Raw genomic sequence first — 13,350 nt, forward strand, 5'->3', positions numbered from 1 at the left:
TTATAGATCCCCGCGGCGGTGAGCGATCAGGTTGGCAAACAGGCCCGGTTGGGCGCTCAGCGTGACGTAATCACCTTGCTGGACGATGTGTCCGCCTTCCATTACCCAAATCTGGTCGTAATCTTCGGTATCTTCCAACTGGTGAGTCACCAGCAGCGTGGTTTGTTGATGCGAAGCCGCATTCAGCGCCTGCATGACTTGCCGCTCGCTGTGGGCGTCGAGACTTGCGGCCGGTTCATCCAACAGCAGCAAACGGCGCGGGCTGATCAACGCCCGGGCGACTGCCACACGTTGCGCTTGCCCGACGGACAGGCGCGCGGCGTTATCGCCGACTTCGGTATCCAGCCCCAGCGGCAGATACGGCAGGATCTCGCCGACATAGGCGTCCTCCACGGCCTGTTGCAGTTGGGCTTCGCTGGCCTGCGGATTGCCCAACAGTATGTTGGCACGCAGCGTTTGCGCCGGTAGATGCGGATTTTGTCCTACCCAGCCGAGTTGCTGGCGCCAGCCTTCGGCGGCCAGTTCGCGCAGTTCGATACCATTAATCCGCAGAGAACCGCGATAGGGTAAAAACCCGAGCAGCAGGTTCAGCAACGAACTTTTCCCGGCACCACTTAACCCGACCAAGGCAATGCGCTGGTTGGCGGGCAGAGTGAAGCTCAGCGGCCCGGCCAGCAGCACGCCATTGGGCGACAGGATCTCCAGATCCTGCGCTTGCAGCTCAAGCGGCGCATCGGCATCCAGGATTTGTGTGCCATTGCCCATTTGTTCGCCCTCGGCGCTGAGAAAGGTTTCCAGCGCTTCGGCGGCACCCACGGCTTGCGCCTTGGCGTGGTAGAAAGTCCCCAGGTCGCGCAACGGCTGGAAGAACTCCGGTGACAGGATCAGCACCAGGAAGCCGGCAAACAGCGTGACGCCGGTGCCATAACTGCCGAAATTAAGTTCGCCAAGGAACGAGAAGCCAAAATAGACCGCCACCACGGCGATAGAAATGGAGGCAAAGAACTCCAGCACCGCCGATGACAGGAAAGCCAGACGGAGCACCTCCATGGTGCGGCTACGGAAGTCTTCAGACGATTTGGCAATCTGCTCGGTTTCCGCCTGCGCCCGATTGAATAAGCGCAGCGTGTCTAACCCACGCAGGCGGTCGAGGAAGTTACCACTCAGGCGTGCCAGCGCCACGAAGTTGCGTCGGTTGGCATCGGCGGCACCCATGCCGACCAGCGCCATAAACATGGGGATCAGCGGCGCGGTGGTCAACAGAATCAGACCGGCGGCCCAGTTGATCGGGAATACGGTGATCAGGATCAGCAGGGGGATAAACACCGCCAGATACATCTGCGGTAAATAACGGGAATAGTAGTCCTGCATATCCTCGATCTGTTCGACGATGATGCTGGCCCAACTGCCGGCCGGTTTTCCCTGGATCCAGGCGGGGCCGAGTTGTTGCAGTTTATCCAGCACCTGCTGACGCATGCGCTGGCGGATCACTTGTCCGCAGATAAAGCCGACGCGTTCACGCAGCCAACTCAGCACGGCCCGCAGTGCGAAGGTAGCTGCCAACCAGATAAACGACGCAATCAACTGTTCACGTGGCGCCTGTTCGATAATCAGGGCGTGGAGCAGGGCGGCCAACAGCCATGCCTGAGCGACAATAAGCATGCCGCTGATTAGCCCCAACAACATGGAAAGGCGCAACCAACGCTGCGCCAGGGTGCTCTGAGTTTTGAGCCAACGGGTTAATTGCTGCTGTCTGGTTTTTTTCATCAGATATGAGTCTGCGTCGCCGGTGCCTATTGTTACAGGCAAGGTTAACGTACTGTTAAAAAAAGTGTTTGCCCCAACCTGAAGCGAACAAGTGAAGGCCAATGTTACCTCTTCACCCGGCAGACTGAAAATAATAAAGCGGTCAAATATCGCTATAACAGACCGCGACAGCATGATTAGGGCACCGCTTGACTGGCTGCTTCCGCCGCCAGGGCGGTTTGCACGGATCTGCGCTGGCTAATCAGCGACATATAACGGGTTATCGATGGCCAGTATTTTAGGTCGATGGAAAACTGATCCATCCAGCGCAGTACGGTAAACAGATAGGCATCCGCGACGCTGAAAGTTTCTCCCAGTAGAAACGCCGGTTCGTCCAGCGTCTGAGCAACAAAATCGAGGCGGCGTCGCAGCTTGTCGCGAAACAGCGTTTTGACCTCTTCCGGCAGGGTTGAGTTGAACAGCGGGCTGGATCCCGCGTGGATCTCGCAGGTAATGAAGTTCAGCCACTCCTGCAAGCGCACCCGTTCGAAGGTCGAGTTTGGTGGGGCCAGCCCGGCCTCAGGGCGCAAATCCGCCAGATACTGCACGATGGCAGTGCCTTCGGTGATCACCTGCCCGTCGTCCAGCATCAGCGCGGCGACGTAACCTTTGGGATTAACCCGATAAAAGTCTCCGCCGTCGGCGCTGCGCTTGGTGCGGTTATTGACGCGGATCAGTTCGAACGGCAAATCCAATTCCCGCAGCACGATATGTGGCGAGAGGGAGCAGGTATCGGGCGCAAAATAGAGTTTCATCGGCATATTCCTGAGGCAAAAAGCGACATCGCTTGGCCGTCAGAATGCCGTCGGCGCCGCCGGCAGAAAAATTAGAATCTCAGAAACCCGGTATCAGCTCAGCTACTGACGGGCAACGGCAAATGATCCTGTAGAAAGTGCAACAGAGTTTGCACTGGTGCGGAGCTTGCACCGGCGAATGAACAAACCAGGCCAAAATGGCGATAAAGTGGCGCGCTCAGCGGCAGGGCGCAAATGCCTGGCGTATCGGCCGGTATCACCGATGCGGGCACCAGCGATACGCCGATCTCTTCACGTACCAGCGTCAGCGCGGTGTTCCAGTCACTGACGGTGACGCGGACATCCGTCAGCGCCAAACCTGCCTGCTGCGCCAGCAACTGAGCATTGAGCTGGCAACCTCCGGTAGCCAAGACAAACGGCTGTTTGACCAGTTCATTGAAATCTATCGGCTGGCGGTTTCTGGCAAGCTTATGAGCAGTGGCCGTCACGGCAAGCCATAGGTCTTTTCCCAGCGGGTGGCTTTGCCGTTCCGGTTTCGGATTCAACACTATGCCCACGTCGGCAGCTTCCAATGCCAGCCAGTTTTCGACCTCCAGATCGGTACCTTCCAACTGCACCAGTTCAATGGCGGGAAAGCGGCGGTGAAATTTGCGTAGCAACGGGGGTAACAACAGCGCAAATGCTGAAGGGAAACTGGCCAGGCGTATTTTGCCGGCGTGTGAACTTTGCGCCTGCTGCGCGCAATGTTGGATTGCATTGAGTTCGGCCAGCATGGTGCGGGCATGGCTGACAATCTGTTCACCACTTTGCGTTAGCGTAACGCTGTGCGGTAGCCGAACCAACAACGAAGTGTTCAACGCCTCTTCCAACTGAGCGATAGCCTGACTGGCGCCAGACTGTGTCATGCCGCATTGACTTGCCGCCAGGGTGATCTTGCCGCTGTCGGCTACGGCAACCAACAGACGCCAGTGGAGAAGATTCTGCATCGAAGACCCGCCTGATGATGTTTGAGATACAAAAAAAGCGGCTAATAAATAGCCGCTTTTCAGGGTGACAGTCTGTGCCGTTACAGAACTTCTGCGTCGGCAATACCGTCCAGATAACGCTCTGCGTCCAGCGCAGCCATACAACCGGTTCCGGCGGAAGTGATCGCCTGGCGGTAGATGTGGTCCATCACGTCGCCAGCGGCGAATACGCCCGGAATGGTGGTTTGGGTGGCATTGCCGTGAATGCCGGACTGCACCTTGATATAGCCGTTTTCCAGCTCCAGTTGGCCACCGAAAATGCTGGTGTTCGGGCTGTGGCCGATGGCAATAAATACGCCGGCCAGCGCCAGTTCACGCGTTTCATTTTCCGCTTTAGTGCTGCGAATGCGTACGCCGGTAACGCCCATTTCGTCACCCAGAACTTCGTCCAGAGTGTGGTCGGTGTGCAGCACGATATTGCCGTTTTTCACTTTCTCCATCAGCCGGTTGATCAGGATCTTCTCTGAACGGAAGCTGTCGCGACGGTGGATCAGGTGAACTTCGGCCGCGATGTTGGACAGATACAGCGCTTCTTCTACCGCCGTATTACCACCGCCTACAACGGCGACTTTCTGATTACGGTAGAAGAAACCGTCGCAGGTAGCGCAGGCGGAAACGCCTTTGCCTTTGAAGGCTTCTTCTGTCGGCAGGCCAAGATAGCGGGCTGATGCGCCGGTGGCGATAATCAGCGCATCACAGGTGTATTCGCCACTGTCGCCAAACAGGCGGAATGGACGGTTCTGCAGATCAACGCTGGTGATATGGTCAAACACGATCTCGGTCTGGAATTTTTCTGCATGCTCACGCATACGCTCCATCAGCGCCGGACCGGTCAGGTCTTCGGCATCACCCGGCCAGTTCTCCACTTCGGTGGTGGTGGTCAGCTGACCCCCTTGTTCCATGCCGGTAATCAGCACCGGGCTCAGGTTGGCGCGCGCTGCGTAAACCGCGGCGGTGTAGCCAGCCGGGCCGGAGCCCAGAATCAATAATTTGCTGTGTTTAGCCGTGCCCATGAATAACCTCTTTTCCCACAATGGCGGACAATGGATTCGATTGTAGGGAAAATGCGGCATTAAAAAAAGCGTCAGGGGATGTTGTTAACGATTTGTTTGATAGTCATTGCCTATTAATTATTGTTTTGCTGCTTAAGCGAGCGCAAAACGCAGCAATTTAACTTATGGAAGCCGCTTGCGGGCGTTTGGTACTCAAACGGCCGGAAACAGCACATCAAGCGGGTTTAAGTGCCTTGCCCACGGCGTTTTTAAGCCAGCGATTCATAACTAAAAACGGGGTGCTAACTTTTCATGACGGTACGTTCTTCTGATTTTGCTTCTTTTACTTTGACAATCCGCTGCGCATTTGCGAAAACATCATAGGAAGAAGAAATTATCCTCCCACCTGCAGTAAATCGTACGTATTTGCGGCGTTGGCGCAGGATTTTGCGCCGTTGCCGGATCTGCGTGCGGCAGGGGAGGAACATCGCGCAAGCGGATGGCACCTTTCTTCTTGCTTAAAACACCTTGTGCAGAGTTTGACAGACAGGCTGCACAGCGGTGAATGATGGTAGTGAAGCATATGACAGGCATCGGGTCTTCGCTTGGAACGAGCCCTTACACATTGACGTTGGCTAGGGTGTGGCAAGTGCAGGGAAGAAAATAAGAGAGACAATAATAATGGCAGACAATAAGAAACGCCCGGGTAAAGATCTCGATCGTATCGACCGCAACATCCTCAACGAACTGCAAAAGGATGGGCGTATTTCGAACGTTGAACTTTCGAAGCGCGTGGGGTTATCCCCAACCCCATGTTTAGAACGCGTGCGCCGCCTCGAGCGCCAGGGTTTTATTCATGGTTATACCGCGTTGCTCAACCCGCATTATCTGGATGCGTCCCTGTTGGTCTTCGTGGAAATCACGCTGAACCGCGGTGCGCCGGATGTGTTTGAGCAATTCAACTCAGCAGTTCAGAAGCTTGAAGAAATTCAGGAGTGTCATCTGGTGTCCGGTGATTTCGACTATCTGTTGAAAACCCGCGTGCCGGATATGTCCGCTTACCGTAAGTTGCTTGGCGAAACCTTGCTGCGTCTGCCGGGGGTTAACGACACCCGTACGTACGTGGTAATGGAAGAAGTGAAACAGAGCAACCGTCTGGTTATCAAAACACGGTAGGGTGCAGGTGCAAAACCTGATTAAATTGGTTACACTCCTGTTTATCCATACAGTTTCAGCGCCGGGGAAGCTTCTCGGCGCTGTTGCTATGTCAGCTAACAGGAACCTGGAGAGCCTTTCTTGAGCCAGGAATATACAGAAGATAAAGAAGTTACCTTGAGAAAACTCAGCAGCGGTCGCCGTTTGCTCGAAGCTGTGTTGATTGTGGTAGCCATATTTGCCATTTACCTCATGGCTGCCTTGGTCAGTTTCAATCCCTCTGACCCAAGCTGGTCGCAGACCGCGTGGCATGAGCCTATTCATAATCTGGGCGGTGGCGTCGGGGCCTGGTTGGCCGACACGCTGTTCTTCACCTTCGGGGTACTCGCCTATGCGATACCGCCGATCATGCTGGTGTTGTGCTGGGCGGCTTATCGTCAGCGCGGCAGCGGCGAATACATCGATTACTTTGCGCTTTCACTGCGCCTGATCGGCACATTGGCGCTGGTGCTCACTTCGTGTGGCCTGGCGGCACTGAACGTCGACGATCTCTATTACTTTGCCTCCGGCGGCGTTATCGGCAGTTTGCTGAGCAACGCCATGCTCCCCTGGTTCAACGGCATCGGCGCAACCTTGGCGCTGCTTTGCGTTTGGGCGGCGGGCCTTACGCTGTTTACCGGCTGGTCATGGCTGGTGATTGCCGAGAGGATCGGCGGCGTGGTGCTGGGGACGGCCACCTTTATGACCAACCGTTCGCGCCGTGACGATCGTTATCACGACGATGACGACCGTTACGTCGAAGATCAGCCAGAATCGGCAGAGAAAGGAGCAGCGCTTGCTGCGGCCTCGACGGCGGCTGTGGCCAACGCGGCGGAAGACGACGTCTTGTTCTCAGCGCCTTCGGTGACGGAAACCGCCAAAATTGCGGCGGAAGAGGCTGAGGATCCATTGCTCAGCGGCCTGCGGGCGAATGACGACGAAGATGCCGATGTCGCGCCTGTCGCGCCAGCGGTGGCTCGTGAACCTGTTACCGCAGCCCCGGTTGTGGCACAGGCGCCGTCGGTTACGGTAGCTCCAACGGCTCCGGCCTCGGTGAACCAGAGTCCGATGAGTACGCCAGCGGAAAACAGTGCTCCACCGCTGTATTCATTTGAAATTCCTGAAGAGACGCCGACGCCGAAGGTAACGCGTCCGGCCGATCCTTACCAGGACGATGACGAACCGCGTATGGGGAACTGGGACGCGCCGGCAGCATCACCGTCGCACGATCGTTCTCCGTTTGATTTCTCCGCCGCTCAACGCGATAGCGCTGACATCACTGCTCCGGCCGGTTTCAGTGCCGGTGAGCCTGCAGTGCCATCGTTCGGCAGCGTGAAACCTCAGGCGCAGGCTGCAGCAACGGCAGTTGCCGGCGCTGTTGCCGCCAATACCTTTATGCCGGCCTTTACGGCCACCAGCGACGCTAACTCGCAGGTCAAACAAGGCCTGGGGCCTGAGTTGCCGCGTCCGAATCCGGTGCGCATCCCAACCCGACGTGAACTGGCTTCTTACGGCATCAAGCTGCCTTCGCAGCGCATGGCCGAACAGGAACAGCGTAACCGTGGGGACGACGAGCCATTGCCGAATGCCAATGCTCTTCCGTCAGATCAAGACGATGAAGCTTTGCAGGAAGCGGCGCTGCGTCAGGCGTTTGCCGAGCAGCAAAACCAACGTTATGGCGAGGAGTACGCGCAGGATAACCAGGATGATGAGGCTGCTCTGCAAGAGGCCGAACTGCGTCAGGCGTTTGCCGAACAGCAGAATCAGCGCTATGGGCAGCAAGAGGCTGCGCCTTCGGTACAGCCAACTACGCCAGTAGATACTCGTAATGCGTTCGGCTTCTCGCCGATGGATGATTTGGTTGACGATGGCCCGGTTGAGCCATTGTTCACCCTGTCGCCACAGCTTGAAGATCGCATTGAGCAACAAAGCGAACGCGAGGATGATGTGCCTTTCGGCCAGTTTGAGCCAGCCGCGCCGGCTTATGTGCCGCCAACGCAACCTCAGACTCCGCCGGCACAAGCATATCAGCCTGCTCAACCTGCCTATCAGCAACCGGCAGCGCAACAGCAACCACCGGCCTATCAGCAGCCTGTAGCGCAACCTGCGCCGACGGCCCCGCAGCAGCCGGCAATGGACAGCCTGATCCACCCGTTCCTGATGCGCAACGATATGCCGTTGCAAAAACCGACCACGCCTCTACCGACGCTTGATCTGCTGACCGAAGCGCCGAAAGAGGTTGAGCCGGTGGATTCCTTCGCGTTGGAACAGAAGGCGCGTTTGGTCGAAGCCAGCCTGGCCGATTATCGGGTAAAAGCCGATGTGGTAGACATTTTACCAGGCCCGGTCATTACCCGTTTCGAACTGGATCTGGCGCCGGGCGTTAAAGCAGCGCGTATTTCCAACCTGTCGCGTGACCTGGCGCGTTCACTGTCAACTTCCGCGGTGCGTGTGGTTGAAGTGATCCCCGGCAAGCCCTACGTCGGCCTGGAGTTGCCTAACGTTAAACGTCAGACGGTCTATCTCCGAGAAGTGCTGGATTGCCCGGCATTCCGCGATAATCCATCGCCGTTGGCGATCGTTCTGGGTAAAGACATCTCCGGCGAGCCGGTGGTGGCCGATTTGGCAAAAATGCCGCACCTGCTGGTGGCGGGGACCACCGGCTCCGGTAAATCGGTTGGGGTCAATGCCATGATCCTGAGCATTCTGTATAAGGCCACGCCGAAAGAAGTGCGCTTTATCATGATTGACCCGAAAATGCTGGAGCTGTCGGTCTATGAAGGTATTCCACACCTGCTGACGGACGTGGTTACCGACATGAAAGACGCCGCCAATGCCTTGCGTTGGTGCGTCGCCGAGATGGAGCGTCGCTACAAGCTGATGTCTGCGCTCGGCGTGCGTAACCTGGCAGGTTACAACGAACGTGTCGATCAGGCCGAGGCGATGGGACGTCCAATCCCGGATCCGTTCTGGAAACCGACCGACAGCATGGACATCACACCGCCGGTTCTGGAGAAAGAGCCTTACATCGTGGTGATGGTCGACGAGTTCGCTGACCTGATCATGACGGTTGGTAAAAAGGTTGAGGAGCTGATTGCTCGTCTGGCGCAGAAAGCGCGTGCGGCGGGTATCCACCTGGTGCTGGCAACACAGCGTCCTTCGGTGGATGTGATCACCGGCCTGATCAAGGCCAACATCCCGACCCGTATCGCCTTTACCGTGTCGAGCAAGATTGACTCGCGCACTATCCTCGATCAGGGCGGTGCTGAATCGCTGCTGGGGATGGGCGACATGTTGTATCTGGCTCCTAACTCCTCCATTCCGGTCCGTGTACATGGTGCATTTGTGCGCGATCAGGAAGTGCATGCGGTAGTTAAGGATTGGAAAGCGCGTGAGCGACCTCAATATAAAGAGGGTATCCTCAACGGTGGTGACGACGGTGAGGGTGGTGCTGGCGGCGGTCTGGAAGGTGATGAAGAGCTGGATCCGCTGTTTGACCAGGCGGTGGAGTTTGTGGTGGATAAACGCCGCGCCTCCATTTCCGGCGTACAGCGTCAGTTCCGTATCGGCTATAACCGTGCCGCGCGCATCATCGAACAGATGGAAGCGCAGGGCATTGTCAGCGAGCAGGGGCACAACGGCAACCGCGAGGTGCTGGCACCGCCACGGCATGACTGATGAATCTTTAGTCGTTGTTATTTAATAATAAAGGGCCGCTTAGCGGCCCTTTAGACTGATGACAAACACCCGAAAAACGTGGTTTTCGGATGTTTGGGATAAACCTGAAGACATAATCCTTTGTTTTATTAGTGCATAAAACCTAACTTTTGAGTACAGAGGACTTTGTCAGCACTCTGAAGGGCCGCTTGGCGGCCCTTGTGCAAAGAAGCGTAAACCCTCGGCTTCTCAGAACATTGGCCTATCTGCCTGCGGATAGCTTCGGGTAGAGTAAGGGTGTTAAGGGTTAATTTGACCCGCACGGCACCGCCTTGCGGTAAACGCATTTCATAAGGTATCTGGAATAATGAAAAAACTGTTAGTTGCCTGTTGTCTGCTTTCGGGATTCGCTTCCACCTCTGTGCTGGCCGACGCTGCGCAGGATTTGCAAAGTCGCCTGGCGAAAGTGAACAGTTTCCACGCCAGCTTCGCCCAGACCGTGACCAGCAGCGATGGTGCTGCGGTACAGCAGGGGGAAGGTGAACTCTGGGTGAAACGTCCGAACCTGTTTAATTGGCATATGACCTCGCCGGACGAGAGCGTGCTGGTGTCGGATGGCCAAACCTTATGGTTCTACAATCCTTTTGTTGAGCAAGTCACCGCGACCTGGTTGAAAAATGCGACCGGCAATACGCCATTTATGCTGATTACCCGCAATAACGCCAACGACTGGAAACAGTACAACGTTAAGCAGAAAGGCGATGATTTTGAGCTGACGCCAAAATCCAGCAGCGGCAACCTGAAGCAGTTCGCCATTACCGTGACCAACAGCGGCACTATCCGCAGTTTTGCTGCGGTTGAGCAGGATGGTCAGCGCAGTTCTTACGCGCTGAAAAGTCAGCAGAACGTTGCGGCTGATGCCAGCAAATTCAAATTTACCCCGCCGAAGGGGGTGACGCTGGACGACCAGCGCCAGTGAGGTCCGCGTGAGTAACATGTCGCTCGATTTTTCCCAGAATGAGTTCCAGCCATTGGCCGCGCGGATGCGGCCAACCACGCTGGCGCAATACATCGGCCAGCAACACCTGCTGGCTGCCGGTAAGCCTTTGCCGCGCGCCATCGAGGCGGGGCAACTGCATTCGATGATTCTATGGGGGCCGCCGGGCACCGGGAAAACGACGCTGGCGGAGCTGATCGGCCGCTACGGCCAGGCGGACGTCGAGCGAATTTCCGCCGTGACATCGGGCATCAAAGAAATCCGTGAGGCGATTGAGCGGGCACGACAGAATCGTGACGCCGGTCGTCGCACCATTTTGTTTGTCGATGAAGTACACCGTTTCAACAAAAGCCAGCAGGATGCCTTTCTGCCGCACATTGAAGACGGCACCATTACCTTTATTGGCGCGACAACCGAAAACCCGTCCTTTGAGCTTAACTCGGCGCTGTTGTCCCGCGCCCGCGTGTATTTGCTGAAAGCGTTGACGGCAGAAGATATCAGCCAGGTGCTTGATCAGGCGATGCAGGACAACAGCCGGGGGTTTGGCGGCCAGAATATCGAGCTGCCGGAAGAGACCCGCCGCATGCTGTCGGAACTGGTGGGCGGCGATGCGCGCCGGGCGTTGAACAGCCTGGAGATGATGGCGGACATGGCGGAGATCGACGCCAAAGGCATTCGCGTGCTGACGCCGGAATTACTGAAAGAAGTCTCCGGCGAACGCAGCGCGCGCTTCGACAATAAAGGCGACCGTTTTTACGATCTTATTTCGGCGCTGCATAAATCGGTGCGAGGTTCCGCCCCGGATGCTGCGCTGTACTGGTATGCGCGTATTATTACCGCCGGAGGCGATCCGCTGTATGTGGCGCGCCGGCTGCTGGCCATTGCTTCGGAAGATGTCGGCAATGCCGATCCGCGCGGTATGCAGGTGGCGATCGCCGCCTGGGACTGCTTTACCCGCGTTGGTCCGGCCGAAGGTGAACGTGCGATTGCTCAAGCGATCGTTTACCTGGCCTGCGCGCCAAAAAGTAATGCCGTTTATACCGCCTTCAAAGCGGCGCTGCGCGATGCTAAAGAGCGGGCGGATTATGATGTGCCCGAACATCTGCGCAATGCGCCAACCAAGCTGATGAAGGAAATGGGGCTGGGTGCAGAGTACCGTTACGCTCACGACGAACCCAATGCCTATGCCGCCGGCGAGGACTATTTCCCAGCTGAAATGGCCAGGACGCGTTACTATCATCCAACCTCACGCGGGCTGGAAGGTAAAATCGGCGAAAAGCTGGCATGGCTGGCTGAGCAGGATCAAAATAGCCAGACAAAACGCTACCGCTAGCGTTGCCGTTGCGGTAAGGTTAGCGGGTACCACTCTTCCTTTATGCGGCTTTTAAACAGCCGCATAAAACAACAAATTTTCTTTCAATAACAATAAGCACAGGATTAGCATGCTCGATCCCAATCTGCTGCGTAATGAGCTAGACGCAGTCGCCGTCAAACTGGCTCGCCGAGGCTTTAAACTCGATCTGGATCTGCTGCGTTCTCAAGAAGAGCGTCGTAAAGTTCTGCAGGTAGAAACTGAAATGCTGCAGGCAGAACGTAACTCCCGATCGAAATCCATCGGCGCGGCTAAAGCGCGCGGGGAAGACATTGAGCCGCTGCGTCGCGAAGTCAACGAGCTGGGTGACAAGCTGGATATTGCCAAGGCCGCTCTGGATCAGCTGCAGACTGAAATCCGCGATTATGCGTTGGCGATCCCGAACCTGCCGGATGATGCAGTGCCGGATGGCAAAGACGACAGCGATAACCAGGAAGTCAGCCGCTGGGGCGAGCCGCGCCAGTATGATTTCCAGGTACGCGATCACGTGGATCTGGGCGAAATCGCCGGTGGTCTGGACTTCGCCGCCGCCGTAAAACTGACCGGTTCACGCTTTGTGGTGATGAAAGGGCAAATCGCCCGCATGCACCGTGCGTTATCCCAGTTCATGCTGGATCTGCATACCGAACAGCACGGCTACCAGGAAACCTACGTGCCTTACCTGGTTAACCACGCCACGTTGTACGGTACCGGCCAGTTGCCGAAGTTTGGTGAAGATCTGTTCCACACCAAACCGCTGGAAGAGGAATCCGACAGCAGCAACTACGCGCTGATCCCAACTGCAGAAGTGCCGTTGACCAACCTGGTACGCGACGAAATCCTGGAAGAAGAATCACTGCCGCTGAAGATGACCGCGCATACGCCATGTTTCCGTGCCGAAGCCGGTTCTTATGGTCGCGATACCCGCGGTCTGATCCGCATGCACCAGTTCGACAAGGTCGAGATGGTGCAAATCGTCCGTCCGGAAGACTCCATGGCTACGCTGGAAGAGCTGACCGGTCATGCGGAGAAAGTGCTGCAGCTGCTGAACCTGCCGTACCGTAAAATGTTGCTGTGTACCGGCGACATGGGGGCAGGCTCATGCAAAACCTACGATCTTGAAGTGTGGCTGCCGGCGCAGAACACTTACCGTGAAATCTCATCTTGTTCCAACATGTGGGATTACCAGGCACGCCGCATGCAGGCTCGCTGCCGTAGCAAAACCGAGAAGAAGCCGCGCCTGGTGCATACGCTGAACGGTTCTGGTCTGGCAGTCGGTCGTACGCTGGTTGCCGTGCTGGAAAACTACCAGCTGGCCGATGGCCGTGTTCAGGTGCCGGAAGTATTACGTCCGTATATGGGCGGCCTGGAATATATCGGCTAACTTATTGCCAGTTCTATGAAAAGCGCCTGCGGGCGCTTTTTTTATAAGAAAATTATTATCCTTTTGTTCGAAAGGTCTTTTTCTTTCATCTCCTTCCCCCGCTTTATTGATAGCAGACAAAGTTCACTACCCACTTCTGAGTAATATCCCTGTATAGAGGAGGGTTTTTACTCAAGCTCATCAGCAGAC

Annotated in this window: 9 protein-coding genes; 5 read left to right on the forward strand and 4 right to left on the reverse strand. The window is 56.3% G+C overall.

Features of this window, described 5'->3' with window-relative positions:
* The 4 genes from cydD to trxB all read right to left on the reverse strand — a co-directional run bounded on the left by cydD (nucleotide 1) and on the right by trxB (nucleotide 4,599).
* On the reverse strand, nucleotides 1-1,767 hold the full coding sequence (cydD, locus tag EBA31_RS07615) for a cysteine/glutathione ABC transporter permease/ATP-binding protein CydD (RefSeq protein WP_122080596.1): 1,767 nt from the start codon (nucleotides 1,765-1,767) through the stop codon (nucleotides 1-3).
* A gap of 176 nt (nucleotides 1,768-1,943) precedes the next feature.
* Complete coding sequence (gene gstA / locus EBA31_RS07620; RefSeq protein ID WP_122078104.1) at nucleotides 1,944-2,561, reverse strand: glutathione transferase GstA; 618 nt, start codon at nucleotides 2,559-2,561, stop codon at nucleotides 1,944-1,946.
* A gap of 98 nt (nucleotides 2,562-2,659) precedes the next feature.
* Entirely contained in the window at nucleotides 2,660-3,547 is an 888-nt protein-coding gene (locus EBA31_RS07625; RefSeq protein ID WP_122078106.1) for a LysR family transcriptional regulator, read from the reverse strand.
* Between the two features lie 80 nt (nucleotides 3,548-3,627).
* On the reverse strand, nucleotides 3,628-4,599 hold the full coding sequence (gene trxB, locus EBA31_RS07630) for a thioredoxin-disulfide reductase (protein WP_020826112.1): 972 nt from the start codon (nucleotides 4,597-4,599) through the stop codon (nucleotides 3,628-3,630).
* A 660-nt stretch (nucleotides 4,600-5,259) separates the two neighbouring features.
* Between trxB and lrp the strand changes: the two genes are divergently transcribed.
* The 5 genes from lrp (at nucleotide 5,260) to serS (ending at nucleotide 13,161) form a co-directional block, all read left to right on the forward strand.
* Nucleotides 5,260-5,754 carry a leucine-responsive transcriptional regulator Lrp gene (lrp, locus tag EBA31_RS07635; protein ID WP_004928318.1) on the forward strand — a complete coding sequence of 165 codons (495 nt, stop codon included), beginning with the start codon at nucleotides 5,260-5,262 and terminating at the stop codon, nucleotides 5,752-5,754.
* A 120-nt stretch (nucleotides 5,755-5,874) separates the two neighbouring features.
* Nucleotides 5,875-9,450 (forward strand): DNA translocase FtsK 4TM domain-containing protein, encoded by a 3,576-nt coding sequence (locus EBA31_RS07640; protein WP_122078108.1) that lies wholly within the window; start codon nucleotides 5,875-5,877, stop codon nucleotides 9,448-9,450.
* A gap of 346 nt (nucleotides 9,451-9,796) precedes the next feature.
* Nucleotides 9,797-10,408: an outer membrane lipoprotein chaperone LolA gene (lolA, locus tag EBA31_RS07645; RefSeq protein ID WP_020826114.1), complete on the forward strand. Its 612-nt coding sequence runs from the start codon at nucleotides 9,797-9,799 to the stop codon at nucleotides 10,406-10,408.
* Between the two features lie 7 nt (nucleotides 10,409-10,415).
* Complete coding sequence (locus EBA31_RS07650) at nucleotides 10,416-11,759, forward strand: replication-associated recombination protein A (RefSeq protein ID WP_122078110.1); 1,344 nt, start codon at nucleotides 10,416-10,418, stop codon at nucleotides 11,757-11,759.
* A gap of 109 nt (nucleotides 11,760-11,868) precedes the next feature.
* Nucleotides 11,869-13,161: a serine--tRNA ligase gene (gene serS, locus EBA31_RS07655; RefSeq protein WP_122078112.1), complete on the forward strand. Its 1,293-nt coding sequence runs from the start codon at nucleotides 11,869-11,871 to the stop codon at nucleotides 13,159-13,161.
* Nucleotides 13,162-13,350 lie beyond the last annotated feature (189 nt).

Source organism: Serratia sp. P2ACOL2 (assembly GCF_003691565.1).
GTDB lineage: Bacteria > Pseudomonadota > Gammaproteobacteria > Enterobacterales > Enterobacteriaceae > Serratia > Serratia liquefaciens.

Bases quoted from the DNA above. Each gene is read 5' to 3' on its own strand.
- cydD (WP_122080596.1), bottom strand. From the start codon at position 1,767: ATGAAAAAAACCAGACAGCAGCAATTAACCCGTTGGCTCAAAACTCAG.
- lolA (WP_020826114.1), top strand. From the start codon at position 9,797: ATGAAAAAACTGTTAGTTGCCTGTTGTCTGCTTTCGGGATTCGCTTCC.
- gstA (WP_122078104.1), bottom strand. From the start codon at position 2,561: ATGAAACTCTATTTTGCGCCCGATACCTGCTCCCTCTCGCCACATATC.
- trxB (WP_020826112.1), bottom strand. From the start codon at position 4,599: ATGGGCACGGCTAAACACAGCAAATTATTGATTCTGGGCTCCGGCCCG.
- EBA31_RS07625 (WP_122078106.1), bottom strand. From the start codon at position 3,547: ATGCAGAATCTTCTCCACTGGCGTCTGTTGGTTGCCGTAGCCGACAGC.
- lrp (WP_004928318.1), top strand. From the start codon at position 5,260: ATGGCAGACAATAAGAAACGCCCGGGTAAAGATCTCGATCGTATCGAC.
- serS (WP_122078112.1), top strand. From the start codon at position 11,869: ATGCTCGATCCCAATCTGCTGCGTAATGAGCTAGACGCAGTCGCCGTC.